Below are 26,071 nucleotides of genomic sequence, written 5' to 3' on the forward strand. Positions count from 1 at the left end.
GACGAGTTCGAGTCACGCCACACCGCGACCGGCAGAGGGATCAGCGCGATGTGACGGCCGGGCTCCGCCACTCGGGTGCTTGACGGGTCGGGTCAGTCGGTCAGGGTGGTGGTATGAGAATGCTGCGTGGACAACAGGTCGGGCTGCTCGCGCTGGTGACGGCGGCGGCATTGCTCGTGCCGGTGACGGGGCAGGCGGTGGTGGCCGCCGACTGCGCCCAGACCTCGACCGGCAGGACCCCGCTGTCCGACATGGCGCCCGGCGAGAGGTACCTGGGCGAGCAGGGCGGCCTCTACCCCGGTGGCGCCAACCAGCGGCCCAGCGCGCACGAGCAGGCGGGGCGGGGGATCGCCGTCAACCACGTGCGGCCCAGGACGGCGTCGGGCGCGGTGGACCCCGCAGGGGGGTTGGTGGGCATGATCTCGATCGGGATGTCCAACACCACCCAGGAGTTCAGCCACTTCATGGGCAACGTCGCGGGCGACGCCACGCTGCACCCCCGGCTGCGGCTGGTCGACGGGGCCCAGGGCGGCCAGGGCGCGGCGCTGTGGATCGATCCGGCGGCCGACACCTGGCGGGGGCTGGCCTCGCGGCTGCAGGCGGCGGGCGTGGCGCCCGCGCAGGTGCAGGTGCTGTGGCTCAAGCAGCAGATGAACGGCGACAACCTCGGCCAGTTCGGCCCGTTCCCGGCAGGCGCGCAGGGGCTGCGGGACCACCTGCGCACGATCGTCCAGATCGCCAAGCAGAAGTACCCCAACCTGCGGCTGGCCTACCTGTCCAGCCGCGTCTACGGCGACTACGGCTCGCCGACGCGCGGTCTCGGCGCCTACGAGCAGGCGTTCGCCGTCAGGTGGCTCGTCGAGGACCAGGTCGCCGGTGACCCTCGGCTCGCCTTCAGCGGTTCGAGCGCGGTGGCACCGTGGCTGTCGTGGGGCCCGTACCTGTGGGCTGACGGGGTGGGACCGGACGACGCCCCCGGTGGTGTCCCCGGCCGGTCCGACGGGCTGGAGTGGCGCTGCTCGGACTTCAACCAGGACGGCATCCACCCCGCCACCAGCGCCCGGCAGAAGGTGGCCACCCTGTTGGAGAGGTTCTTCCGCGGCGACACCACCACCAAGCCCTGGTTCCTGGCGCCGTAGCGCACACCTCTGAACTCGGACGGGCGGCTTGTCCTTATCCGCAACAACATTTGGGAAAGGACGAGCCGCCCGTCGAGTTCGGCTCAGGGAGCAAACACCAGGTGGTTGATCCTGACCGGCGCGGTGACGGTGAGGTACACGGTCCGCAGCCCGGTCACCTTCGGGTAGCAGGTGTTGGACTTGAGGTGCCAACTGCCGTTGCCGTCCGGGTACACGGTGCAGGCAGGGGAGGCCGACGTGCCGCCGATGCGCACGTGGACGTTCACCCCGGGCGCGGTGCTCGCCGCGCGGAACTGCACGCGGCCCGCGCCACCGGAGCCGAAATCGACGTTGTCGAAGGCGATGTGGCTGCCCGCACCGGCGAAGGCGACGACGACCCCGCCGTCGGACGACGCCGTGGACACGCCGGAGCCGCTGTCGTGGGACTCGGCCTCGATCTGCTGGAAAGCGCTCGGCGGGGTGGTCGGCGACGAGGTGGTCGTCACCGAGACGCCCGCGGAGGCGGCGCTGGTGTTCCCGGCGGCGTCGCGGGCCTTGACCGTGAAGCGGTACGCGGTGTTCGGGGACAGGCCGGTGACGGTGCAGGTGGTCGCGGCGACGTCGGCGCAGCCCGCCGCGCCGGTCGTGGCGGTGCCCGCGTAGGCGGTGTACCCGGTGACGCCGACGTTGTCGGAGGAGGGCGACCAGGACAGCGTCACGCTGGTGGACGACCTCGACGGCGCGGTCGGGCTGCCCGGCGCGGTCGGGGCCTGGGTGTCGACCACGCCCCCGCCCGGCTGGTGGATGCGGAAGTTGCCGCTCGCGTGCAGCATCGCCATGAAGGTCAGCAGGCCGTCGTAGTAGCGGTACTGGCCCGTGGGTGGCTGCAGGTTCCACATGGCCTCCACGAACTTCCACGCGCGGCTGTTGGTGGCTGACAGCGACGCGGCGCCGTTGGAGGCGATCAGGCCGGGTGAGCGGTCGGAGGACAGGGGGCTGCCCGCGAGGGAGTACTGGTTGGCGTAGGCGTTGACGCCCTGGGACTCGAAGAAGGTCTGCATCCGGTCGGTGAGGGTCTTGGCGTTGGCGTCGGCCGCCCACCAGGCGTGGTCCACCGCCCAGTTGACCGAGGTGCGCCAGGCGTCGAAGCGGAAGTCGCCGTGGTTGCCGGTGTTGTTCGGCGCGCCGGTGAACTCGGCGTAGTCCGGGTTCAGACCGGTCGTGGGATGGGTCGCCTGGGCGAAGAACCGCCTGCTGCGCGCGGCGGCGTCCTTCCAGAACTGCCGGTCGGCGGCCTGGTTGCCGTTCCAGCCGGTCGCCCACCTGGCCCACAGCTCGTAGAACGCGGGCAGGTGGTACGACGGGTCGGAGAAGGTCGCCGCGCTGGCGTACGGCACGAAGACGATCATCTTCTCGGTGCGGTTGAACATGTTCGTGACGCTGTCCACCACACCGCCGTTGATGTCCTCCTTGTGCAGCATGTCGTTGAGGACGGTGTTGGCCTCGCCGGTGTAGTTGTAGATGCCCGATCCGTTGCCCCACCGGTGCCCCGCGAAGAACAGCGCGGTGGCGAAGTACTCCTCGCCGTCGGAGGCGGGGTTGTTGTCCCGGCACGACCCGCTGAAGTCGGCCTGCCAGCAGAAGTAGCCCGCGCGCGGCCCGGTCTTGTGCTGCATATGGGTTTTCGCCCAGTTCCACAGCGCGTCGAACTCCGCCTTCCTGTTCATCTGGACGGCGATCATCATGCCGTAGCTCATGCCCTCGGAGCGCACGTCGTTGTTGCCGGTGTCCTTGACGTAGGCCAGCGCGCCGTTACCGTTGGACCCCGCGGTGTAGTACAGGCGCTTGGTGTCGTCGGTGCCGGTGAAGAAGTGGTTCCAGTAGGCGTTGAGCTTGGCGGTGATGGCCGCGTCGGTGAGCGAGGGGTCCCACTCCCGGAACAGGTTGCGGTACACCCCGCTGGCGTAGGCGCCGGTGGACGGCGGGTTCGGCGCGGGCGGCGGTGGCGGGATCGCGCCGTCGTGGTGCAGCTCGATGTAGTCGACGTAGGTGTCGTTCTGACCGTTGTCGCTCTCCAGCCGGAGGCGGATCTCCTTGGTGCCCGCGGAAGTCAGGTCGAACACCGCCGACTGCGTGGTGTACGCGGTCCCGGTGAACGTGAGCCCGGCGACCTTGGCGCCGCCGACGTACACGCTGATACCCGCCGTGTTGGCCGCGCTGGACGCGCCCCTGACCTTGACGCTGTAGCGCCCGGCCTGGCCGAACGCGTACGAGGTGTGGGTGCTGTCGTTGTTGCAGTAGTACACCGCCCGGTCCTGCTGGACGGCGGTGCAGCCACCGCCGTTCGTCATCGCCTCCGCCTGCACGGTGGTCAGCAGCGCGGTCGCCGGGGAAGGCCGCGCGGTCAACGGCATGGCCACGGTGGCCACGAGCACCGCGGCAAGGGTGAACCGGAGCGGCGACAAGCGTGAACCTCGACTCGACCTCTGAGTCATGGGATCTCCCTGGAGGACCGACGGTGGTGCGCAGGTCGTGCCCTGCCACGCGGACGAGCCACCTGTTGAGACACGGTTGACAATCAACAGTGTTGAGACGCCATTGGTTGTGGTCAAACATTTCGAGAAGTTACGAGAGTAAAGCGGAGCGGACGTTCACGATGCGCCCGCGCGGTGTCGCGCTGCGGGTTGGCGCGGTTTCGGGAACGATGTTGATGATGATGCCGAGTAGCCGCCGGTGGGCCGCCCCGCCGGTGGGCCGCGACCGTGACCGGCCGTGGTGACGCGCGGAAGGATTGGGCGGCGATCACGCTGATGGAAACGGCCGGAGGATGTCATGACCGCTTTAGCCCATCGGACCACCCGCACGGCGCCGCGCCGAGTCGGCTACCTGATCGCCGCGCTGGTCGACGTCGTCGCGCTCTTCCTGATCAACATAGCTCCGGGCTGGCGCGCGGTCCCCGTCCTGACCGAGGACGCGGGCGCCGTGGTGGTGACGGCCAACATCGTGCTCGTGATCGCCTTGGCCTTCAACGTGATGTGCCTGCTGCGCCCGCGCCGCGCACTGGCCCGGCTCAGTGATGTCGTGACGACCGCGGGCGGGCTGGTGGCGTTGGCGCACCTGCGCATGGCGTTCCCGTTCTCCTTCGGCGACGGCGCGGCCGACTGGTCGGGCGTCGCCAAGACGGCGCTGACCGTCGCCATCGTGATCGTGGCGATCACGCTGCTCGTGCAGCTGGTGATGCTGGCGCGGGCCGTGTCCACACCGGAGCGCCACACCGACCACGCGGCGGCCTGAACTCCAAAGTAGACACACAACCACCCCGGGCGTTCACGCCGCCGCGGTATCGCGCTCGGCGGGCGACGGCGCCGCGGTCCGCCGCAGCAGCACGGCGGCGGCCGCGACCCCCAGCCCGCACACCCCGGTCACGGCGAACCCCGCCACCGGTCCGAAGTGGTCGAGCACAAGGCCCACCACCGGACTGCTCACCGCGATCCCCGCACGGCACGCGAACTCCATCAAGCCCAGGACTTCGCCACGGAGTCGACGTGGGTGCCCAGCAGGCGGGCCTCACCCACCGCGTCGAGGACCTCGGCGAGGCGATCACGGTGCTGCGCGCCGCGGTGGACCTCACCCTGGACGACGAGACCGCGGCCGGTGTCCGCATCAACCTCGCCAACACGCTCAAGCTGCGCCACACGGCCACCGGGGACCCCCGCGACCTCGACGAGGCGATCGCCGCGCTGCGCGGCACCCGGCCCGCGCCCGGCAACCGCTGGATGGTCACCGTCCAGCTGGGCGAGCTCTCGGGGATGCGCGGTGACGACGGCCCCGCCCGCGCGCACTTCCTCGACGCCGCCCGAGACCCCGTCACCCCGAGCTGGTACCGCGTGCACGCCGCGCGCTGGGCAGCCGAGGTCGCCCGCCGCGGCGGCGACGACGTGGGCGCGTGCGAGGCGTACGCCCTGGCGGTCGACCTGCTCCCGCTGATCGCGGACATCGGCCTCGACCAGGACGACCAGCGCCGCTACCTGGCCGACTACGGCGGCCTGGCCGCCGCGGCCGCAGCCGCCGCCCTGACGGCGGGTCGCCCGGAAACGGCCGTCGAGCTGCTCGACCACGGCCGGTCGATCCTGTGGGCGCAGGTCCTGCGCACCAGGGGCGAAACCGCGTACGGCTCGGTGGACGGCCTGGCCGCGGTACGCCCCGACCTGGCCGAGGACCTGCGCCACGTCCGCGCAGCCCTTGCCCAGGATCAGCGCCACGGCCGCCCAGACCTCACCGAAGACCTACGCCACGTCCGAACAGACCTCACGGAGGACCTACGCCACGTCCGCACCGGCCCCGAGGACCTGCACCAAGCCCGAACCGGCCTTGCCCAGGATCTGCCACGTCCGCGCAAGCCTCACTGAAGACCTGCCCCAAGCCCACACCGGCCTCACCGAAGATCTACACCAAGCCCACACCAGCCCTGTTCAGGATCAGCGCCACGTCCACACCGGCCTTGCCGAGGAGGATCTGCGCCACGTCCACGCCGACCTGCGCGCGCCCGCCGTGGCGGGGTGGTCCGACGCGTCCGCCGTGGCGCACGAGCGGATGCGGTTGGCACACCGGCACGCCGAGCTGGTGGAGCAGATCCGCGCGGTGCCGGGTTTCGAGGGGTTCCTGCGCCGCGGCACGTTCGCCGAGCTGCGCGGCGCTGCGGACGACGGTCCGGTGGTGCTGGTCAACGCCGCGCCGACGCGCTGCGACGCGCTGATCGTCACCTCGGCCGGGGTCCGGGTCGTGCCATTGGCGGTGACCTCGTCGGAAGTGGCGGGTTGGGCGCGAAAGTTGGCCGCGCTGGACTTCGGCGGCGGCCTCGGCGCCTACCTCGACGCCCAGGACACCCTGGCCGAGGGCATGGCGTGGCTGTGGTCGGCTGTCGTGGGGCCGGTGCTGCGGGAGATCCCCGACAGCCGCCGCGTCTGGTGGTGCCCGACCGGGCCGTTCACGGCGCTGCCGCTGCACATGGCCGCACCCAGGGACGGCGCCGCGGACGACGTCGTGTCGTCGTACACCACGACATTGACGTCGTTGTTGCGCGCCCGCCGCCGCGGTCGGGCCGAGTCGACCCGCAGGCTGGTCGTCGGTGTCACCGACGCACCCGGCGCGCCCCGCCTGCCCGCGGTGGAGACCGAGGTCGCCATCGTGGCCGGGACCGGCGACTGCACCCGGCTCATCGACGCCGAGGCCACCGCCGACCGGGTCATGGCCGAACTGCCCCGGCACGCCTGGGTGCACGTCGCCTGCCACGGCGGTCAGGACGTGCTCGACCCGGCCCGCAGCGCCCTCGCCCTGCACGACCGCCCACTGACCGTGGCCGAGATTGCCACCCTGGACCTGCGGGAAGCCGAACTGGCGTTCCTGTCCGCGTGCGAGACCTCGGCGTCAACCGGAATGCCCGACGAGGCCCTGAGCCCAGCAGGCGCCCTGCACCTCGCCGGCTACCGGCACGTGATCGCCACCCTGTGGTCAATCCCCGACCGCGCCGACCTCGCCGCCGCCGTCTACCGGCTCCTGGACCACCTACCCCCCGCCGCCGCCCTGCACGAGGCGGCCAAGGCGGCCAGAACCGCCCGCCCCGACGAGCCCTCCGCCTGGGCGCCATACGTCCACTTCGGACCATAGCGAACGCCTGAAGTCTCGGATTCCGCGTCGGTCGCACTCGCCGACACCGGGTGGCCTGCTCCAGCGTTTCCGAGCGCTCCTCAGCAATGCGACGGCGACGGTGGCCGCATCACCCGTACGAGTGATGCTTGTCGGTTCCGCCTCGCCGGGATCTGCCCACTGCCATAGTCCTTTCACGGGGAATTTCCGAACGGAACACCAAAAAGGACACTGGGGGATCAACTATGCCTGCAACCGCAAGGAGAGTGGCGGCCGCTGTCGGTTTGGCCGCTCTGGTGGGTGCCACGGCCACGACGCCCGCGACGGCCGAGACCGCGGGGGACTCGTCAGCCTTGAGCTGCTACGGCAGCGCGAAGTCGTTCAGCAAGCCCGCGGATTACCACGACTACCCGCCGGGCTCGGGCTTCCTCGCCACGACCGCCAACTGCGCCGACATCAACCTCAAGCCGACCACCACCCGCAGCGTCAAGGTGTGCTTCTTGCCGTACTCCGCACCCTTGTACTGCCAGTCCGGCTACAAGACCGCCAACGCCAACCAGTGGACCGTCATCGCCACCAACGTCGCCGACAACACCAGGTTCTACTTCCTCTTTGCCTCCGCAGCCGCGGCAGGCGGTCAGTGGGCCGCCTGACCGACACCACCGCCCAGTGGCCGGGTGACGGCAACGCGACCGCCACCCGGCCACGGCCGCACCCTTTTGGACACTGAGTCAGTCGAGGCAGAACTCGTTGCCCTCGGGGTCGGTCATCACGATGAAGCCCGCGCTCATCGGGGGTTCGGGCTCACGGCGGCTCACCCGTGTCGCACCGAGTGCGACGAGCCGGTCGCACTCGGCTTCCAAGGCGGCCATCCGCTGTTCCCCTTGCAGTCCGGGAGCGGCGCGGACGTCGAGGTGGACGCGGTTCTTGACGGCCTTGTTTTCCGGGACCTGCTGGAAGAACAGCCGGGGGCCGTGTCCGTCCGGGTCCTCAATGGCCGACCTGGTGTTCCACTGGTCCCGAGGCACGCCAACCCGCGCGAGGAAGTCGTCCCATGCGGCCAGCGGGTCGGCGTTCTCGGGCAGTTCCATGCCGGGCGGGCCGGGGTGGACGTAGCCCAGGGCGTCGCGCCAGAAGGTGGAGAGGGCTCGGGGGTCGTGGGCGTCGAAGGTGACCTGGATGTGGCGGCTCATCGGGTGGCTCCGTTCGTGTGCAGGTAGAGGTCGCGCAGCAGGCGTGGTGGATCAGTTCGCGGTGGATGTGGAGGACGAGGTCGGCCATGGGGGCGTCGGGGTAGGGCTCCTTCGCGCCGGTTCCAGTCGAGGTCGTCGTCCATGCCGCCACCCTGACATCCAAAGCGGACAGGGTTGGTCCGCTATTTCTGCCATGGTGGGTGACATGAACGACCGGGGCACGACGGAGCGGGTGCTCACCCTGCTCGGGCTGCTGCAGCAACGCCAGGTCTGGACCGGCCCCGAGCTGGCCGACCGGCTCGGCGTCACCCCGCGCACGGTGCGGCGTGACGTGGAGCGGCTGCGCGCGCTCGGCTACCTGGTGCACGCCGGCCAGGGTGTCGGCGGCGGCTACCAGCTCGGCCCTGGGCAGGACCTGCCGCCGCTGCTCCTCGACGACGAGGAGGCGATCGCCACGGCGGTCTCGCTGCTCGCGGGGGCGGGCGGCGCGGTCGCGGGGGCGGCCGACGCCGCGCTCCGGGCGCTGACCAAGCTCGACCGGGTGCTGCCCACCCGTTTGCGGCACGAGGTGCGGGCGCTGGCGTCCTCGGTGGAGTCCTTCGGCGGAGGCCGCGCGCCGGTCGACCCCGAGGCGCTCATGACCCTGGCCAGGGCCTGTCGCGACGAGGTCGAGGCCAGCTTCGACTACCCGTCCGGGGACGGGGTGCGGCCCCGGCGGGTCGAGCCCTACCGCCTGGTCGCCTCCGACCGGCGCTGGTACCTCCTCGCCTACGACCTCGACCGCGACGACTGGCGCAACTTCCGCGTCGACCGGATGACCGGCGTGTCCGCCCGCACCTGGCGCTTCCGCCCGCGCCCGGCCCCCGACGCCGCGACGTACGTGCAGGAGAGCGTGGCGAGCCGCGCCTACCCCCACCAGGCGCGCTTCCTCGTGCACGCGCCGGCCGACACCGTGCGCGCGCAGATCCCGGCGTCGGCCGCCCTGGTCCAAGGCAGGGGCAACGAGCGCTGTGAGGTGCTCAGCGGCGCCGCCAGCCTCGACTTCGTGCTCATGCACGTGGTCCTGCTGGGGCACGACTTCGAGGTCCTCGACCCACCGGAACTCGGCAGCCGCTGCCGCGTGCTCGCGGAAAGACTCCTGTCGGCGATCCCACCGGCACCGGACACGGAGGGCAGCCGCCACCACGGCCCAGCCGGAATGAGCCGCGACACTGGCTGAGCCAGACGGGATGGCAGGCCCAGTCGCGCCGAACCACGCGCGTAAAGCCGCCCCACTCCTGTTAGCGATAACAGATCCACCCTCCTCGCCTACCGCCCAGCCCTCTGGTGACGTTTATCTGCCCGAGACTTCGCCCTTGAACAGGGCAACGATCTAGTGTTAGCGTTCACATGCAGCGAGTGGCGCCGGTCACATTCGACCAAGCGGTCTCGCCGCGATCTGACCGCTCCACGGGCCGAACCCTGCCCATCCCGCCCCGGCGGAGCCTGTCCGCACTCCAGGAGGCCTCCATGTCGTCATCAGGGTCGTCATCAGGTCTGAGCCGACGCAGGCTGCTGCAGGCGGCGGGGGTGGCCGCCGTGGCGTCCACCGTCCCCACCATCGGCGCGCCGAGCGCCCTCGCGGCGATTCCGCCCGTGCGGGGCGACATCGGCGTCTCCGCCCACCCGTTCGAGCTCGGCCAGGTCCGGCTGACGTCGAGCCGGTGGCTGGACAACCAGAACCGCACCATGGCCTACCTGCGGTTCATCGACGTCGACCGGCTGCTCTACAACTTCCGCGCCAACCACCGCCTGTCCACGCAGGGGGCGGCGGCGCTCGGGGGCTGGGAGGCGCCGAACTTCGAGTTCCGCACGCACAGCCAGGGGCACTTCCTCACCGCGTGGGCGCACGCGTGGGCGGTGCTCGGCGACACGGTCTGCCGGGACAAGGCGAACCACATGGTCGCCGAGCTGGCCAAGTGCCAGGCGAACAACGCGGCGGCGGGCTTCAGCGCGGGCTACCTCTCCGGCTTCCCCGAGTCCGACCTGACCGTCGTGGAGTCGGGCACCCGCAGGGGCGTCCCCTACTACTGCCTCCACAAGACCCTCGCGGGCCTGCTGGACGTGTGGCGCCACATCGGCAACACGCAGGCACGCGACGTGCTGCTGCGCTTCGCCGGGTGGGTCGACTGGCGCACCGGCAGGCTGACCCAGGCCCAGATGCAGACCACGATGCGCACCGAGTTCGGCGGGATGAACGCCGTGCTGGCCGACCTGTACCAGCAGACCGGCGACACCCGGTGGCTCACCGCCGCGCGCAGGTTCGACCACGCCGCCGTCTTCGACCCCCTGGCGGCCAACCAGGACCGGCTCAACGGCCTGCACGCCAACACCCAGGTGCCCAAGTGGGTGGGCGCGGCCCGCGAGTACAAGGCCACCGGCACCACCCGCTACCGCGACATCGCCACCAACGCCTGGCACATCACCGTCGGGGCCCACACCTACGTCATCGGCGGCAACAGCCAGGCCGAGCACTTCCGCGCGCCGAACGCGATCGCCGCGCACCTGAACGCCGACGCCGCCGAGGCGTGCAACACCTACAACATGCTCAAGCTGACCCGGGAGCTGTGGCTGCTCGACCCGGACAACGCCGCCTACTTCGACTACTACGAGCGGGCGCTGCTCAACCACCTCATCGGCCAGCAGAACCCGGCCAGCGGCCACGGCCACGTCTGCTACTTCACCGCCCTCAACCCGGGCGGTCGCCGGGGCCAGGTCGGGCCCGCGGTCGGCGGGGGCAGCCACAGCACCGACTACGGCACGTTCTGGTGCTGCCAGGGCACGGCACTGGAGACCAACACCAAGCTGATGGACTCCATCTACTTCCACAACGGCGCCACGCTCACGGTGAACCTGTTCATGCCGTCGGTGCTGACGTGGGCGGAGCGGGGCGTCACGGTCACCCAGACCACCACCTACCCCGCGAGCGACACCACCACCCTGGCCGTCACCGGCGGCGGCACGTGGACGATGCGGCTGCGTATCCCGGCCTGGACCAGCGGCGCGACGGTCAGCGTCAACGGGGTCGCCCAGGACATCGCCACCACACCGGGCAGCTACGCAGGCCTCACCCGATCCTGGACCTCCGGCGACCGGGTGAGCGTCCGCCTGCCCATGCGGGTCGTCATGCGCGCGGCCAACGACAACCCGGGCGTCGCCGCGATCACCTACGGCCCGGTGGTCCTGTCGGGCAACTACGGCAACACCTCCTTCAGCACCCTGCCCGCCTTGGACGTCGCCTCGATCGCGCGTACCAGCTCGACCGCGCTGGCCTTCACGGCGACCGCCAACGGCTCGAACGTCCCGCTGCTGCCGTTCTACGACGCCCAAGGCCACAACTACACCGTGTACTGGCGGACCTCCGGCGACGCGGGCTACCGGCTGGTCAACGCCGCCAGCGGCCTCGTCCTCGGCATCCAGGACATGTCCACAGCGGACGGCGCGTTCGCTCTACAGTGGAACGACACCGGCACCCCGGACCACACCTGGTCGCTGGTCGCCGACGGCGCGGCCGTGCGGCTGCGCAACGGCAACAGCGGCAAGGTCCTCGGCGTCCAGGACATGTCGACCGCCGACAACGCGCGCGTCCTGCAGTGGTCCGACACCGGCACCGCCGATCACAAGTGGACAGTCATCGACGTCGGCGACGGCACCCACAAGATCCGCAACACCCACAGCGGCAAGCTGCTGGGCATCCTGAACGGCTCCACCGCCGCGGGCGCCCAGGCCGTGCAGGACCCGGACAACGGCAGCGCCGACAACCGCTGGCGGTTCGTCCCCACCGGCGCGCGCCGCGTCCAGAACCTGGCCAGCGGGCTGGTCCTGGGCGTGCGCGACATGTCCACAGCAGACGGTGGGCTGGCCGTCCAGTGGGACGACAGCGGCACCGCCGACCACCTGTGGACCGCGGTCCCGGACAGCGGCGGGTACTTCCGGCTGCGCAACTCCCACAGCGGCAAGGTCCTCGGCGTGGAGAACGCGGCGACCACCAACGGCGCGAGGGTGGTGCAGTGGGCGGACAACGGCACCGAGGACCACCGCTGGCGCCTGCGCCACGGCGGGAACGGCTACTTCCGAATCCAGTGCGCCAACGGCGGGCGCGTCCTCGGCGTCACCAACGCCTCCTCGGCGCGGGGCGAGCAGGTCATCATCTGGGACGACAACGGCGCCAACGACCACCTCTGGCGGTTCGTCTGACCGCCGCTGCCCACCCTCCGCCGCAGCCACAGGCTCACGCACACCAGGCCGACCAGCACGGGCACCTCGATCAAGGCGGAACCGGTCGAGAAAGGACAGTCCTCTCAGGACGTCAGCGACCATCGGATCATCGGCGTCGAGGGCTCCCCGACATGCTCGCGCGGGCACGCGCCACCGTCGCGTTGGCATGTGGTGGTGCCAGCGGAGCGAGTTTCTGATGACCGCGCCCCTCCCACCGGCTGGCGGGAGGGGCGCGGGTCGCACTTCAGCTTAGAGCGCGGCGATGGTGGCGGCCGCGTCGACCAGGCCCGTTCCGCAGCCTCCCGCGCAGGTGCCGGGCAGGGGGCGGGTGTTGGCCTTGAGCAGCGCCTCGACCTGGGACGGGGTCCGGGGGCCTTCACCGAGGACGAGCGCGGCGAGTCCCGCGACGTGCGGGGCGGCCATGCTGGTTCCCATGGAGAAGTGGTAGGACTCGGTGGCGGGGACGGTGGTGCCGCTGTTGTGGGTGGACAGGACGCCGTCCTGCGGCTTGGTGCGGGTGCCGGGCGCGTCGGTCTCGTTGCGCACCTCGCCGCCGGGGGCGGTGACGTCGATGCCCGCGCCGAAGTTGGAGTAGAACGACCGGTTGCCCTCGCGGTCGCTGGAGGCGACCGAGACGACGTTGGCGCAGTTGGCCGGGGTGAAGCCCGCGACGTCGCTGTTGGAGTTGCCCGCCGCGACGACCACCGTGGTGCCCCGGGAGACCGCGTCGTCGATGGCGCGCTGGTACGTGCGGCTGCACGCGCCCGAGCCGCCCAGGCTCATGTTGATCACGTCGGCCGGGGTCGGGTTGGCCGCGACCTTGGACACGCGGCCGCCGGAGGCCCAGGTGATCGCGTCGGCGATGTCGGAGGTGCGGCCGCCGCACTTGCCGAGCACGCGGACGGGCTGCACCTTGGCCGCCGGGGCGACACCCGCGCCGCCGGTGCCGTTGTCCGTGACAGCGGCGACGGTGCCCGCGACGTGGGTGCCGTGCCAGCTGGAGTTGCTCGGGCTCGGCGCGCCGCCGCACTCGCCCGCCAGGTACCAGTCGCCCTCGTCGGCGGCGTTGGCGTCGCGGCCGTTGCCGTCACGGGCGGAGGTGGCGTCGCTGATGAAGTCGTAGCCCGGCAGGACGTTCGCCGCGAGGTCGGAGTGCGCGGTGATGCCGGTGTCGAGCACGGCCACGACGACACCCGCGCCGTCGGCGGTGTCCCACGCGGTCGGGAGGTTCATGCCCGCCTGGGGCTCGAACAGGTGCCACTGCTGGCCGTAGCTCGGGTCGCCCGGCACGGACTGGGCCGTCATCAGCAGGTCGGGCTCCACGGCCACGACCCCGTCCTGCTTGCGCAGCTCGGCCATCAGCCGCGCCGCACCCGCCCGGTCGAGCCCGCGCTCCGCCCGGAGCACAACACCTCCCGTGGACAGCTCGCGAAGGCGCGTCAGGCCAGGCGCACGCACCTCCCGCTTGGCCGTGTCGGCGAAGCTGACGATGAACTGGTCGTACTCACCCAGGGGACCGGCCTGACCGGCGCTGGCGGTGCCCGGAACCGTCAGACAGGCGATACCCACACCCAGCGCGGCAATGGCCGCCGTCGTGCGCTTCCTCATGCAGGGAGGTCCTTTCGGTAGCGACGGCACCCCGCACCACGAACGAGTGGCGCGATGCCGCATTACCGAGTGAACGTAAGAACAGAGGAGTCACGCACGGTGTCTTACCATTTACCAGAACTGAGGGTTAACCACGCACGACGCAGGCCAGCCGCCACCCGCGATCCCGCCTTTCCCGCCCGTACCCCCGTCGGATGCAGCCCCAGGCGTTCACCCACGAGGGTGATGACGACCGGCATAGTGCCCCTACGTGAGAGCCTGAGCGCACGAGAGCCCTCGCTCAGGGCTCGTCGGCAAGGAGGCGCGGGCTTGCCCGAGGGGTTTGTCAGCCGCCACGCAGCATTGAGGCAAGTAGTCCCGCCCAAGAATGGGCGGCAGCCGCACCGGTGAGCCCTGCACGCAAGACTCACGACGCAGCCGGACGACAAAGTGAATCCAAAACCAGTTCAAGCCAGGTAAACTCCCAGGTCAAGAAGTGTCGTCCCCGCGCGAGCGGGGCTGGTCCCCAGCGTTGCCACACGTCGGAGTCGAAGGTGAGGTCGTCCCCGCGCGAGCGGGGCTGGTCCCCGGCACCGACGGCCGCTCCCTGTTCCCCGCGCGTCGTCCCCGCGCGAGCGGGGCTGGTCCCGCCCGCGGGGCCTCGACGGTGTCGGTGGTGGGGTCGTCCCCGCGCGAGCGGGGCTGGTCCTCATGTGGTCCGTTACGGGCGCCAGTGGTCTGTCGTCCCCGCGCGAGCGGGGCTGGTCCCCCGTCCCGGAACTCGCCATCCGGCCACTGAATGTCGTCCCCGCGCGAGCGGGGCTGGTCCGCCCTCGACGTAGGCCAGGACATGCGAGCAGATGTCGTCCCCGCGCGAGCGGGGCTGGTCCCAGCTGCCGCCACGCGTCGTTGAGGGCGTCGACGTCGTCCCCGCGCGAGCGGGGCTGGTCCCAAGACCGGCGCCGTCGTTGGCGACACCACCGGGTCGTCCCCGCTCGAGCGGGGCTGGTCCGTAGCCGACCGTGGCGGTGTAGCCGGAGGGCCAGTCGTCCCCGCGCGAGCGGGGCTGGTCCGGTGCGCGTGGGTGGTGTGACGGTAGAGCTGATGTCGTCCCCGCGCGAGCGGGGCTGGTCCCTGAACCGCGCACCGGCCGACGCGCCCGAGATCGTCGTCCCCGCGCGAGCGGGGCTGTCCGTCGCTTAGTTGCGTCACTATCAGCTGTGCTGGGCCGTTAGATCACCAGTTCGCCGTTTTGGGCTACTACGCGGCCTGCGGCGATTACCAGGTGGCGTTGGGGGGTTCGGACCAGGGCGTCTTGGGGGTTTTCGGCGTTGAGTAGGACTATGTCGGCGCGGGTGGGTGGGGTTGGGGCGTGGGGTTGGCGGTGGACGAAGCCTGCGGCTGCTGTGGTGGCCAGTTCCACGGCCCAGGTGAGGTCTTCGTCGTCTCGGAGGGCGTGGAGGCGGGCGAAGTTCTGGGCTACGCGGAGGAGGTCGCCGTCGCCGTAGGGGGACCACAGGTCGCGGATGCCGTCGGTGCCCAGGCCGATCGGGATGGCGCGGTCGCGCATGCCGCGCCACGGTAGGGGGGTGTGGCGGGCGGGGGCCACGGTGGTCCAGGAGATGCCCAGGTCGGCGAACTGGTCCAGCAGGTCGGCTTGGCGGTCGACCGGCACGTCGCCCAGGGCGAAGCCGTGGGAGATCGTGACCTTGCCCAGCAGGCCGGTGCGGCGGGTGCGGTCGATGATGAGTTCGCACTGGAAGGCGCCGAGTTCCCCGCCGTCGTGCAGGTGGATGTCCAGTCCCACGCCGTGGCGCTCGGCGATGTCGAACAGGCCGTCCAGCTGGGCGACCGGGTCGCGGTCGATGGAGGCGGGATCGATGCCGCCGACGCGGGCACCGGCGCCTGCGGCCCGGTCGAGCAGCTTCAGCACGCCGGGGCGGCGGATCACGCCGTCCTGGGGGAAGGCCACGACCTCGACCTCGATCGCGCCGTCGAGCGCGGCGGCGGCCGCGTGGACGGTCTCGATCCCGCGCAGGCCGACCCCGAGGTCGACATCGACGTGCGTGCGGGTCGCCGTCGTCCCGTGGCGCAGGAACTCGCGCAGCACCGCCGTCGTGCTGTCGAGACTGGGGATGCCGTACTTGTCCCGTTCCGCGCGCTCGTGCGCGATGCGCCCCTGGGTGCCGCCCTCACCGCCCGCGGCGACCCACGGCCGCCCCCACCAGCTCTTGTCCACGTGCGCGTGCGCGTTGACGAACCCCGGCAGCGCCAGCAGGCCACCACCGTCCACCCGCTCCCCCGCCACGTCCGCCGAGCCCGCGGGCACCACCTCGGTGATGACGCCCCCGGCCATCACCACGTCCACCGGGTCGCCGCCCCAGGGGCGCACGTTGGTCAAGGTCAGGGATGCCATGAGCGTGATGGTATACCAAACTACCGGACGCGGTCCGCGGCCATGCCCTGCCCGGTCGCGAGGTGTTCGGCCACCAGCCGCTCGACACCGGCGACGTCCCGGTCGGCGATCGCGGCGTACAGGCCCTCGTGCTGCCGCGCCACCGCGACGAGGTCATCGTGCTGACCCATCAGCCACCGCATCCGGCTCCGCAGAGGCCGGTGCAGCTCGCTCAGCAACTCGTTGGCCGCCAAGGAAGTCACCACCTCGTGGAAGTCCGCCGCCGCGCGACGGGCCCGCACCGCGTCGCCCGCCCGTGCCGCGGCCAGTTCCCCGTCCACCGTCGCGCGCAGGCGCCGCAGCCCGTCACGGGTCCTGCGCTGCGCCGCCAGCCGGAACACCAGCGGCTCGAACGCCGCGCGGACCTCGTTCAGGTCCGAGACGTCCGACGCGGTGAATTCCCTGACCACCGCCCAACTCCGCGGCCGGGGCGTCACCAGGCCCTCGGCCACCAGCGCCCGCAGCGCGTCGCGAACGGGCACCCGGCTCACCCCCAGCTCCGCGGCCACGTCCCGCTCCACCAGCCTGCTCCCCGGGAGCCGCGCCCCGTCCAGGATCTCGTCCCGCAGACGCCGCGTGACCCGCCCCGACTCCGGCTCGAAACCGTCCGGCTCCGTCATCATCACCCCCACCTCCCGACAGCTTGGTATACCAGAACGACGCCAAACACGCCGACCGGCCTGAAACCGGGGTCGTGGCGGGTATTCAAGCTCAATGAGGCGGCGGGCGATATCACGCCCTCGGTTCCTCAGTGGTGACACCAGGAAGGCCCGCTCATCTGAGCGGGCCTTCCTGGTTCCTACGTCCTCAATGGAGTGCGATCAGCACGGGTCCAGCAGCCAGCACAGCGAGAACGTCGCCTGGTAGGTCGTCGGGGTGCTCGGGGCGACGATGTTGTGGGTCTGCGCGCCGCCGTCGGACCAGTTGGCGAAGCGGTGCTTCATGGCGAGCAGGCCGAGGTTCTGGGGGCTCGGCGCGCTGATGGAGTTGCTCGACCCGACGATCACCGTGCGGGTGAAGGGGGTTGTCGACTGCACACCGCCCACGGCGAGTTTGGCGCCGGAGGGGTTGGCGGTGAAGGAGAGGGCCACCGTCTGGGGCAGCAGCTCCACCGTGGTCGAGCCGGTGCGGCCGGTGGAGTCCTGCGCGGTCAGGGTCAGCTCCAGGTGCGACGGGTACTCGTGGTCGGGCGTGGTGAACGAGCCCGACGCGGTCCCGGCCCAGGTCTGCACCACGTGCTGGTGGCAGGAGCCCTGGACCGAGCAGTGCTGGATCGACAGCTGCCAGCTCAGGTTCGACGCGGCCAGCGGGCCGTCCTGGGGGTCGGTGGCCTGGCCGGAGAACGACACGTTCTGGCCGACGTGCCAGCGCAGGGCGGCGGTCGGGGTGTCGATCACAGCCACCGGGTCGAGTCCCACCGGGGCGCCGACGGTCACCGTCACCGTGTCCGTGCCGGTGGCGCCGTCCGGGTCGGTGACGCGCAGGCCAACCTCGACCACACCGGCGGTGGCGTAGGTCCTGGTGGGCGCGACGGCGGTGGAGTCGTCGTAGGCGCCGTCGTCGTCGAGGTCCCAGGCGTAGGTGAGCGTGTCGCCCGCGTCCGGGTCGGTGGAGCCGCCGCCGCCGAACTGCACCGCCAGCGGGGCCGGGCCCGAGGACGGGGTGGCCGTGGCGAGCGCCGTGGGCGCCCGGTTGGCGCCGCCGGCGTAGGTGACCCGCCGCAGCTGCCCGGCGCCGAGGGCGAGGTAGTACAGGTCGCCGCCGGGGCCGATGAGCACCTGCACCGGGACGTTGGCGCCGGTCACGAACGGCACGATGGACGCGGGGTCCGGCTGCCCGTTCGCCCCGAGCCGCATCGCCCAGACGCAGCCGCGCGAGCTGTCGGCGAAGAACAGGGCGCCCTGGTAGGCGGCCGGGTAGTTGCTGGTGCCGTCCTCGAAGGCGATGCCGGAGATCGACGAGCCGCCGGTGGGGCAGGGGTCGCCCGCGACGACCTTCGCCGAGTGGTTGTAGGCGTAGTGCGGCGCGGTCTGCCCGCCCGAGGTGTACAGCGACTCGCACACGGTCAGGTTCGCGCCGTCGTAGCCGGACTGCCTGCCGGTGCCCTCGAAACAGGGCCAGCCGAAGTTCTCGGCGACGGCGTCGGTGGCGTTCGGAATCCGGTTGATCTCCTCCCAGGTGCCCCAGCCGACGTCACCGAGCCAGAGCTCCTGGGTGCCGGGGCGGAAGCCGAACCGGAACTGGTTGCGCAGCCCGTAGGCCACGACGCGGCGCGCGTTCGCGTCGGCGCTGCCCGCGAAGGGGTTGGCGGGCATGCCTTCCCCGGTGTCCGGGTCGACGCGGATGACGGTGCCGTCGAGGGTCACCGGCTCGCCCGCCGGGCGGCGCACCGACTGTGACCGCAGGGCGCCGCCCTTCGCGGTCGGTGGCGTCAGGTTCACCCCAGCGGGTGACGGCGGGTCGGCGCACGGGTTGCCGACCTGGCCGTAGTCGGCGAAGTTGAAGCTCGCGCCGTCACCGCCGCCGACGTAGAGCGCCCCGTCGGGACCGAAGGCGACCGTGCCGATCGAGTGGCTCGGGTACTGCTGGCACCAGTCGGTGATCAGCGGCTGCTCCTGGACCGCCACCCCGCCCGCGCCCATGGTCAGCTTGGACAGCCGCGCGGTGACCACGCAGCCCTGGTCCGTCGCGCCGGGCGGCGTCGGGCACTGGTCGCCCCAGCGCGGGGCGGTGCCGCCGGGCATGGCGTCGTGGGTGTAGGCGACGTAGACATACGGCCTGGTCGGGAACGCGGGGTCGACCGCGAGGCCGAGCAGGCCGCGGTCCCAGAAGTCGTGGGTCTGCGGACGCAGGTCCGCGAACACGGTGGCCGTGGTGTCCGTCGGGGAGTCGAAGACCTTGACCAGCCCGCTCTTCTCTGCGATGAAGACCCGCCCGTCCGGGGCGAAGGCCGCGTTCGTCGGGGCGCTGAGGCCCCCGATCACCACCGAGTCGGCGAACCCGGTCGGCACCGCGGCCAGCGCGGGACCGGTCGCGGTCACCGTCACCGCCGTCGCGCCCACCGCGCAGGCCAGCAAGCCGATCAGACCCCGTCTCGTGCCTCGTCGTCCGCGTAACACACGCCCCACCCCGTCCCTCGATCTAGTGACACCTGATCGGGTTATCCGAGGAAGTACTCACGCGCGTTACAAAAAATCTCCTTCGCCACCTGACGAAACGTGATCGCCGAGACCCTTGACGGCCGGGTTTTTCGGTGGACGTCCGATCGACCGCCGCGGGGTTTCTCCTGATCACGGTTGTTGACACCCGCAGGGCGCTGGACTTCAATCGACTTATGGTCCAGACCAATTATTGGACCCGCATCTCCTCCACCCACTCCCTGCACCCGGAGGTCACGTGCGCAACCGAAACCGAGTGCTCGCCTGTCTCGGCGCGGCACTTCTCACCGGCGTCGGACTGGTGGCCGCGCCGACCGCGGCGCAGGCCGTCAACCTGCTGACGAACCCGGGGTTCGAGTCCGGCGACCTGTCGGGCTGGTCGTGCTCGGGCAGGACCGGCTCGGTCGTCGGCAGCCCCGTGCACGGCGGCGCCAAAGCGCTCGCGGGCGCGGCGAGCGCGAGCGACAACGCGCGCTGCGCCCAGACCGTCGCCGTCCGGCCGAGCACCGCCTACACCCTCTCGGCGTGGGTCCGCGGCAACTACGTCTACCTGGGGGTGACCGGCGGCTCGGCCGTGTGGACGCCCTCGTCCGCCACCTACCGCCAGCTCACCGTCTCCTTCACCACGGGCGCCGCCCAGACCAGCGCCGAGGTCTACCTGCACGGCTGGTACGGCCAGGGCACCTACCACGCCGACGACGTCAGCCTCGACGGTCCGGGCGGGGGCACCGACACCGAGGCCCCCAGCACCCCCGCGAACCCGCGGGTCACCGGGACATCGGCCACCAGCGTCTCGCTCGCCTGGAACGCCGCCACCGACAACGTCGGCGTCACCGGCTACGAGGTCCGCCAGGGCACCCGGGTGATCCCGGTGAACGGCACCAGCGCCACGGTCACCGGCCTGTCCCCGAGCACCGCGTACACCTTCACCGTGCGCGCCAAGGACGGCGCGGGCAACCTCTCCCCCGCGTCGGCGGCCGTGACCGGGACCACCACCGCGGGTGGCGGTCCCGGCTTCGTCCAGGCCGCGCCCTACCTCTACCTCGGCTGGGGCAGCCCGCCGGACCCCACGCAGGTCATGAGCGCCACCGGCGTCAAGTGGTTCACGATGGCGTTCATCCTCGCCCAGAACGGCTGCAACCCGGCGTGGGACAGCCAGCGCCCCCTGCGCGGGGGCGTCGACGAGTCCACCATCAGGGCCATCCGCGCCGCCGGTGGCGACATCGTCCCGTCGATCGGCGGCTGGAGCGGCAACAAGCTCGGACCCAACTGCGCCACCGCCGAGGCGCTGGCGGGCGCCTACCAGAAGGTGATCGACGCCTACGGCCTCAAGGCGATCGACGTCGACATCGAGAACACCGACGAGTTCGAGAACGCCGCGGTCCAGGACCGCGTCCTCACCGCGCTGAAGATCGTCAAGCAGAACAACCCCGGCCTGCGGACGATCCTCACCTTCCCCACCCTCAACACCGGCCCCGACTCCTGGGGCAACCGCCTCATCGAGCGGGCCAACGCCCTGCAGGCGGGCATCGACAACTTCACCATCATGCCGTTCAACTTCGGCGGCCACGCCGACATGTACGCAGCCACCGTCAACGCCGCCGAGGGCTTGAAGACCAAGCTCAAGTCCGTCTTCGGCTGGACCGACGCGCAGGCGTACGCCCACATCGGCATCTCCGGGATGAACGGCAGCAGCGACGTCGGCGAGGTCACCACACCCCAGACCTGGACCCGGGTCCGCGACTGGGCCAACGCCCACGACATCGGCCGCCTGACCTTCTGGTCGGTCAACCGCGACCGCCCCAACTGGGAGTTCACCGCCATCACCGCCGGTTTCCCCGGCTGACGGATGCGGCCAGGGTGGGGTCCCGGCGCCCCACCCTGGCCGCCGTCTTTCACCGTGCGACGTTCCACCAGAGGTCTTGGTGGTGGCCGTGCTCACTGATGACGGGCCACAGCTTGGCGTCGTAGTGGACGTTGGAGGGGACCGGGACCGGATGGGCGCACGGTTCGAGGAATGCCTCGCGGGCGCGGTGGACGACCACGCCGGGCAGGTTCGCGAGACCGCGCAGGCGTTCGTCGTCGTCGTCGAGCACGCGGACGTTGACGCAGTGCAGCGTGATCTCCGGCGGCAGGACCTTCCGGAACGCGGTGGCCAGGGTGGCGCTGCCGACCGGCAGCCAGATGCGGCGCGGCGGGTGGCCCAGCGATGCGGTGATGTGCTCCCACTCGCGGGCGAGCGCGGCGCCGTAATGGTGAAGGTATCTCGCGTCACCGAAGCCGAGGGGGAGTTTGACGCAGTTCTCGGTGGTCCTGGCGTAGGTGAACGCGTCTTCCTCGGCGTCCTTGAGGGACAGGGACGGGTGGATCGCGGCGCCGTAGGAATGGGCGATCAGCGAGAACTCGTGGAACTCCTCGCCGATCCGGTCGCAGAACAGCGTGCACGGCACACCTAATCGGGCGCTCACGTAGGCGAGCGCGACTTGGGCGAACCCGGGCGCGGGGCTGGCGTAGACGAAGGACGTCGCGCCCGCGGCGATGAGTTCCCTGAGGTACGGGAGGACGGCGCGCTGCTTGGTCCCGCCGGGCAGGAGGTCTTCCCGGACGACGGTGATGGCCCCGGCGGGCGTGCTGATCGTGTCGAGCACGGCAGGCGGGGCCAGGTCGGTCAGATCGGTCAGGTCGGGGGGTGGGGTGATCGACATCCCTGCATGATCACCAAACCGGCCGCCCCTGGGTAGCGGGCGGCGGCCGCGACCGGACCCGTGGCAAGTTCCTGCAGCCCCCGAAGTGGCGGTCCGACACCGCGGCGATGCCCGCCATGTGGCGGGTCGACACCGACAGCGCCGCAGGTGATCCAGGAGCGGCCCGCCCGTCCCCGGCAGCCGCGCCTTCCGGTCAGGAGTGGGGGTGCCCGCCCGCCCGCGTCAGGGGTGGGGCAGGCCGGTGTCAGCGGTCAGGAGCGGGGGCGGCGGGGCTCCGGGCTCTTCGTGGCGACCCGCTCGGCTTCCTTGCGGACCTCGACCTGGGTGGCGCGCTCGCGCTGCAGCCAGTCCGGGTTGTCGGCCTTCAGCTGCTCGATCTGCGCCGTGGTGAGCGCTTCGGTGATGTCCCCGCGGACGAGGCCGCCGATGGAGATGCGCAGTTTCGCGGCGATGACCGGCCGGGGGTGCGGGCCGTTGCGGCGCAGCTCGCGCAGCCACTCGGGCGGGTTGGCCTGCAGTTCGTTCAGCTCGTCGCGCGAGACGACGCCCTCCCGGAACTCCGCGGGGGTGGCTTCGAGGTACACGCCCAGTTTCTTCGCCGCGGTCGCGGGCTTCATCGTCTGGGGCGTCTTGTGCGACGTCATGGCGCCCAGGGTACGGGCACGCGGACCGCCGCCGTTCACGGCCGGTAATCTGCCCACGTGACAGGCTCATCGTTCCGGCTCGCCTACGTCCCCGGGGTGACGCCCGACAAGTGGGTGCGGGTCTGGAACGAGCGGTCTCCCGAGGTCCCCCTGAACCTCGTCCAGGCGCCCGCCGCCGACGCCGCGGCCATGGTCCTGGACCGCCAGGTCGACGCCGCGCTCCTGCGCCTGCCGCGGGACCGCGCCGGCCTGCACGCGATCCCCCTCTACACCGAGACGACAGTGGTGGTCGCCCCGAAGGACCACCTCGTGACCGCCGCCGACGAACTGTCCACCGTGGATCTCGCCGACCAGGTCCTGCTGCGCCCCCTCGACGACGTCATCGACTGGGAGCGGCCACCCGCGCGGGAGGCGGCCGAGCGCCCCGCCACGACCGAGGACGCCCTCAAGCTGGTGGCGGCGGGGCAGGGCCTGCTCGTCCTCCCGCAGTCGCTGTTCCGCCTGCACTTCCGCAAGGACCTCACCTCCCGGCCGGTCCCGGACGCCCCGCAGTCCAGCGTCGCCCTGGCGTGGCTGCAGGACGAGACCACCGAGGCCGTGGAGCGGTTCATCGGCGTCGTGCGCGGGCGGACCCCGAACAGCACCCGGGGACAGCAGCCGGAACCGGCGAAGAGCCCGCGTTCCGACACCCCGCGAACCACCCCGCGGACCGGCCCGCGCAGGCGCCCCGCGACACCGCAGCGGGCGCCGCGCGGAAAGCCCCGCCGCCGCTCCTGACAGCGTTCGGTACGCCTTCCGGCAGGCCGCGCCTCTAACCGGGGTACTGCACGCTGACATCGCCGCCGAACAGCCTCCAGTAGAAGCCGTTCATCCGCGCGGCGGCGGGCGCGTGCCGGGTCAGGATCGCGGCCACGGCGGGCGGCACGTCGTCGGGGATGTGCCCGGCGGCGCACCGGAGCACGTACTCGTTGCGGGCGACCGGACCGCCGCGCTCCGGCACCGCGACCCCGCAGACCGCGGTCACCAGCCAGTTGACCAGCCGCATGGCGGCGTAGCCCGCGTCGTGGGTGGCGTTGCGCGCGGCGAAGTCGCGCTCGGCGGCGGACAGGTCGAAGGCCGGTGAGGTGGCCAGCCCGAAGTCGGTGAGGTAGATCCGCTCCCCGTCGGTGCGCATGTTCCCGAAGTGGGCGTCCATGTGCAGCAGTTCCCGGCTCCGCAGGAAGGCCACGGTCCGCGCGAACTGCCGCTCGACCGTCTCGGCCTTGCCCGCCGGGTCCTCGTCCAGCAAGTCGGCCACCGGGTGCGGGAGGTATTCGCAGAACAGCACGAGGCTGTGCGAGGCCGCGGCCAACGCTTCCAGGCGGGTCCGCACGGCCGGGCTGCCGTCCAGCGCGGCGACGACCGCGTCGATGTCGGCGTGCTCGGCGGCGACGGGCGGGCGGCCGGGCAGGACCCGCCAGTGGTGCAGCAGGGGGAACGACTCCGTCTCCCCCGCCAGCACCGCGCCGGTGACGATCTGGTTCGCGGCCAGCTCCCGCCACGCGCTGAACCCCGGGCCCGCGATGCCGTACTGGCAGAACACCGGCAAGTCGAACAGGTTCGCGGTGGAGCGCGGACGGGCCAGCTCCCGGTCGCTCAGCGGGACGCGCTTGGCGAACACCGCGTCGCCGCCGACGTCGAGCACCGCCGAGCCGCCGCCCACGCCCACACCGACCGACCGCCCGGTGGCCACGAGCGCGGCGAGGTCATCGTCGTCGCACGACGCGAGGAGGCCCGACAGTCTCGCGTGGCGAGCGTGCCGAGGGGCCATCACCCGGCCAAGTCCGATGTGGATGGTGAGTCCGCCCTCAGTCGTGGCCCGGTTTCCTGTTGCCACACCTGGGCTGTTGCAACGTCGTCGCGTGCGCGCATGAGCACGTATGGTGTCACGGACCGCGCCGGTCGCCGAACGGAGGACGCGATGCCCGCCGTGCCCGCCAACCGCGCCTACCGGCGGATGTTCGGCGCCCAGGTGATCGCCCTGACCGGCACCGGCCTGGCCACCGTCGCCCTCGGCCTGCTCGCCCACGACCTCGCCGGGGCCGACGCCGGGGCGGTGCTGGGCACCGCGCTGGCGATCAAGATGGCCGCCTACGTCGGCGTCGCCCCGCTCGCGGGCGCGCTCGCCGCGCGCCTGCCGCGCACGGCCCTGCTCGTCACGCTGGACCTGGTCCGCGCGGGCATCGCCGCGGCCCTGCCGTGGGTGGACCAGGTCTGGCAGGTCTACCTGCTGATCTTCCTGTTGCAGGCCGCCTCGGCCGCGTTCACCCCGACCTTCCAGGCCACCATCCCCGACCTCCTCAGCGACGAGCGCGACTACACCCGCGCGCTGACCCTGTCCCGGATGGCCTACGACCTGGAAAGCCTGCTCAGCCCGCTGCTCGCCGCCGCCGTCCTGGTGGTGGTCGGCTACGACCACCTCTTCGTCGGCACCTCGGTCGGCTTCGCCGCCTCCGCGCTGCTCGTGGTCTCGGCCCTGCTGCCCGCGGCGGCGACCACCAGGCCCGCGGGCCGCGCCCTCGACGCGACCACCCGCGGAATCCGCGCCTACCTGGTCACCCCGCGCCTGCGCGGCCTGCTCGCCGCGCACCTCGCCGTCTCGGCCGCGGGCGCGATGGTCCTGGTCAACACCGTCGGCTACGTCCGCGACCTCCTCGGCCGCGGCGACACCGAGGTCGCCCTGGCCCTGGGCGCCTACGGTCTCGGCTCGCTGGTCGCCGCCCTGGCACTGCCCGCGATCCTCGAGCGCCACGCCGACCGCGCGGTGATGCTGCGCGCGTGCGTCCTGCTCGCGGCGACCCTGGTGCTCGCCGCGCCCGTCACCGCCGCCCTCGGCGCCGGGCGCTGGCCCGCCCTGCTGGTGCTGTGGGCGCTCATCGGCGCGGGCAGCTCCCTGGTGCTCACCCCGGGCGGGCGGCTGCTGCGCCGCTCCGCCCACCCCGAGGACCGCCCCGCCCTGTTCGCCGCCGACTTCGCCCTCTCCCACGCCTGCTGGCTGCTCTGCTACCCGCTGGCCGGGTGGCTGGCGACCGCCGCGGACCTGACCACCGCCCTGGTCGTGCTCGGCGCGGTCACCGCGGGCGCCACCGCGTTGGCCTGCCGCGTCTGGCCCTGCCACGACCCCGAGGAGATCGAGCACGAGCACGACCTCGAACCCGGCCACGACCACCTCGGCGACGCCCACCCGGCCGAGGGGCGCTGGCGGCACGTCCACCCGTACCGCATCGACGAGCTCCACACCCGCTGGCCCGCCTGACCACGGGCGCGCC

General features: G+C 71.9%; 20 protein-coding genes and 1 CRISPR repeat array. Of the genes, 10 read left to right on the top strand and 10 right to left on the bottom strand.

The genetic code is table 11. The features are described from left to right. The first annotated feature begins 113 nt into the window (after window positions 1-113). Window positions 114-1,139 carry a hypothetical protein gene (locus tag ACTG9Q_RS22775; RefSeq protein ID WP_455574884.1) on the top strand — a complete coding sequence of 342 codons (1,026 nt, stop codon included), beginning with the start codon at window positions 114-116 and terminating at the stop codon, window positions 1,137-1,139. An 83-nt stretch (window positions 1,140-1,222) separates the two neighbouring features. On the opposite strand, the gene ACTG9Q_RS22780 is transcribed toward ACTG9Q_RS22775, so the two are convergent. After that, the gene (locus ACTG9Q_RS22780; RefSeq protein WP_455574885.1) at window positions 1,223-3,583 is read right to left on the bottom strand and encodes a glycosyl hydrolase family 8; all 2,361 of its coding nucleotides are present in this window, start codon (window positions 3,581-3,583) and stop codon (window positions 1,223-1,225) included. A 367-nt stretch (window positions 3,584-3,950) separates the two neighbouring features. Here ACTG9Q_RS22780 and ACTG9Q_RS22785 point away from each other — a divergent pair, with 367 nt between their 5' ends. Beyond that, entirely contained in the window at window positions 3,951-4,412 is a 462-nt protein-coding gene (locus ACTG9Q_RS22785; protein ID WP_455574886.1) for a hypothetical protein, read from the top strand. Window positions 4,413-4,445: 33 nt separating this feature from the next. Here the strand turns inward: ACTG9Q_RS22785 and ACTG9Q_RS22790 are convergent, their stop codons facing one another. Beyond that, window positions 4,446-4,604, bottom strand: a complete 159-nt coding sequence (locus ACTG9Q_RS22790; RefSeq protein ID WP_455574887.1) for a hypothetical protein — start codon at window positions 4,602-4,604, stop codon at window positions 4,446-4,448. A 59-nt stretch (window positions 4,605-4,663) separates the two neighbouring features. Between ACTG9Q_RS22790 and ACTG9Q_RS22795 the strand changes: the two genes are divergently transcribed. The 3 genes from ACTG9Q_RS22795 (at window position 4,664) to ACTG9Q_RS22805 (ending at window position 7,417) form a co-directional block, all read left to right on the top strand. Beyond that, window positions 4,664-5,527: a hypothetical protein gene (locus ACTG9Q_RS22795; protein WP_455574888.1), complete on the top strand. Its 864-nt coding sequence runs from the start codon at window positions 4,664-4,666 to the stop codon at window positions 5,525-5,527. Further along, entirely contained in the window at window positions 5,490-6,785 is a 1,296-nt protein-coding gene (locus ACTG9Q_RS22800; RefSeq protein ID WP_455574889.1) for a CHAT domain-containing protein, read from the top strand. Before ACTG9Q_RS22795 ends, ACTG9Q_RS22800 begins: the two co-directional genes overlap by 38 nt. Window positions 6,786-7,060: 275 nt before the next feature. Continuing rightward, window positions 7,061-7,417: a hypothetical protein gene (locus ACTG9Q_RS22805; RefSeq protein WP_455574890.1), complete on the top strand. Its 357-nt coding sequence runs from the start codon at window positions 7,061-7,063 to the stop codon at window positions 7,415-7,417. A gap of 78 nt (window positions 7,418-7,495) precedes the next feature. Here the strand turns inward: ACTG9Q_RS22805 and ACTG9Q_RS22810 are convergent, their stop codons facing one another. Continuing rightward, window positions 7,496-7,957 carry a VOC family protein gene (locus tag ACTG9Q_RS22810; protein WP_455574891.1) on the bottom strand — a complete coding sequence of 154 codons (462 nt, stop codon included), beginning with the start codon at window positions 7,955-7,957 and terminating at the stop codon, window positions 7,496-7,498. 205 nt (window positions 7,958-8,162) lie between these two features. On the opposite strand from ACTG9Q_RS22810, the gene ACTG9Q_RS22815 reads away from it, so the two are divergent. Next, complete coding sequence (locus ACTG9Q_RS22815) at window positions 8,163-9,176, top strand: helix-turn-helix transcriptional regulator (RefSeq protein ID WP_455574892.1); 1,014 nt, start codon at window positions 8,163-8,165, stop codon at window positions 9,174-9,176. A 290-nt stretch (window positions 9,177-9,466) separates the two neighbouring features. Beyond that, window positions 9,467-12,193: a beta-L-arabinofuranosidase domain-containing protein gene (locus ACTG9Q_RS22820; protein WP_455574893.1), complete on the top strand. Its 2,727-nt coding sequence runs from the start codon at window positions 9,467-9,469 to the stop codon at window positions 12,191-12,193. A gap of 270 nt (window positions 12,194-12,463) precedes the next feature. Here the strand turns inward: ACTG9Q_RS22820 and ACTG9Q_RS22825 are convergent, their stop codons facing one another. The 4 genes from ACTG9Q_RS22825 to ACTG9Q_RS22840 all read right to left on the bottom strand — a co-directional run bounded on the left by ACTG9Q_RS22825 (window position 12,464) and on the right by ACTG9Q_RS22840 (window position 19,297). Beyond that, complete coding sequence (locus ACTG9Q_RS22825; RefSeq protein WP_455574894.1) at window positions 12,464-13,822, bottom strand: S8 family peptidase; 1,359 nt, start codon at window positions 13,820-13,822, stop codon at window positions 12,464-12,466. 477 nt (window positions 13,823-14,299) lie between these two features. Continuing rightward, window positions 14,300-14,996: a CRISPR direct-repeat array (repeat unit 28 nt; unit sequence GTCGTCCCCGCGCGAGCGGGGCTGGTCC). Window positions 14,997-15,032: 36 nt separating this feature from the next. Beyond that, window positions 15,033-16,217, bottom strand: coding sequence for an amidohydrolase family protein (locus tag ACTG9Q_RS22830; protein ID WP_455574895.1), 1,185 nt, complete (start codon window positions 16,215-16,217; stop codon window positions 15,033-15,035). A gap of 20 nt (window positions 16,218-16,237) precedes the next feature. After that, window positions 16,238-16,879: a GntR family transcriptional regulator gene (locus ACTG9Q_RS22835; RefSeq protein WP_455574896.1), complete on the bottom strand. Its 642-nt coding sequence runs from the start codon at window positions 16,877-16,879 to the stop codon at window positions 16,238-16,240. A gap of 198 nt (window positions 16,880-17,077) precedes the next feature. Then, window positions 17,078-19,297 (bottom strand): PQQ-dependent sugar dehydrogenase, encoded by a 2,220-nt coding sequence (locus tag ACTG9Q_RS22840; RefSeq protein WP_455574897.1) that lies wholly within the window; start codon window positions 19,295-19,297, stop codon window positions 17,078-17,080. A gap of 355 nt (window positions 19,298-19,652) precedes the next feature. Between ACTG9Q_RS22840 and ACTG9Q_RS22845 the strand changes: the two genes are divergently transcribed. After that, complete coding sequence (locus tag ACTG9Q_RS22845) at window positions 19,653-21,260, top strand: carbohydrate binding domain-containing protein (protein WP_455574898.1); 1,608 nt, start codon at window positions 19,653-19,655, stop codon at window positions 21,258-21,260. 49 nt (window positions 21,261-21,309) lie between these two features. Here the strand turns inward: ACTG9Q_RS22845 and ACTG9Q_RS22850 are convergent, their stop codons facing one another. Further along, window positions 21,310-22,119, bottom strand: coding sequence for a hypothetical protein (locus ACTG9Q_RS22850; protein WP_455574899.1), 810 nt, complete (start codon window positions 22,117-22,119; stop codon window positions 21,310-21,312). A gap of 251 nt (window positions 22,120-22,370) precedes the next feature. Further along, window positions 22,371-22,763, bottom strand: coding sequence for a DUF5997 family protein (locus ACTG9Q_RS22855; RefSeq protein ID WP_455574900.1), 393 nt, complete (start codon window positions 22,761-22,763; stop codon window positions 22,371-22,373). Window positions 22,764-22,820: 57 nt separating this feature from the next. Here ACTG9Q_RS22855 and ACTG9Q_RS22860 point away from each other — a divergent pair, with 57 nt between their 5' ends. Next, window positions 22,821-23,540 carry a LysR family transcriptional regulator substrate-binding protein gene (locus ACTG9Q_RS22860; RefSeq protein ID WP_455574901.1) on the top strand — a complete coding sequence of 240 codons (720 nt, stop codon included), beginning with the start codon at window positions 22,821-22,823 and terminating at the stop codon, window positions 23,538-23,540. A 34-nt stretch (window positions 23,541-23,574) separates the two neighbouring features. Here the strand turns inward: ACTG9Q_RS22860 and ACTG9Q_RS22865 are convergent, their stop codons facing one another. Beyond that, window positions 23,575-24,639 carry a serine/threonine protein phosphatase gene (locus ACTG9Q_RS22865; RefSeq protein ID WP_455574902.1) on the bottom strand — a complete coding sequence of 355 codons (1,065 nt, stop codon included), beginning with the start codon at window positions 24,637-24,639 and terminating at the stop codon, window positions 23,575-23,577. A gap of 84 nt (window positions 24,640-24,723) precedes the next feature. On the opposite strand from ACTG9Q_RS22865, the gene ACTG9Q_RS22870 reads away from it, so the two are divergent. Continuing rightward, window positions 24,724-26,058: an MFS transporter gene (locus tag ACTG9Q_RS22870; protein WP_455575056.1), complete on the top strand. Its 1,335-nt coding sequence runs from the start codon at window positions 24,724-24,726 to the stop codon at window positions 26,056-26,058. Window positions 26,059-26,071: the final 13 nt, after the last annotated feature.

This window comes from Actinokineospora lacus (genome assembly GCF_053813445.1).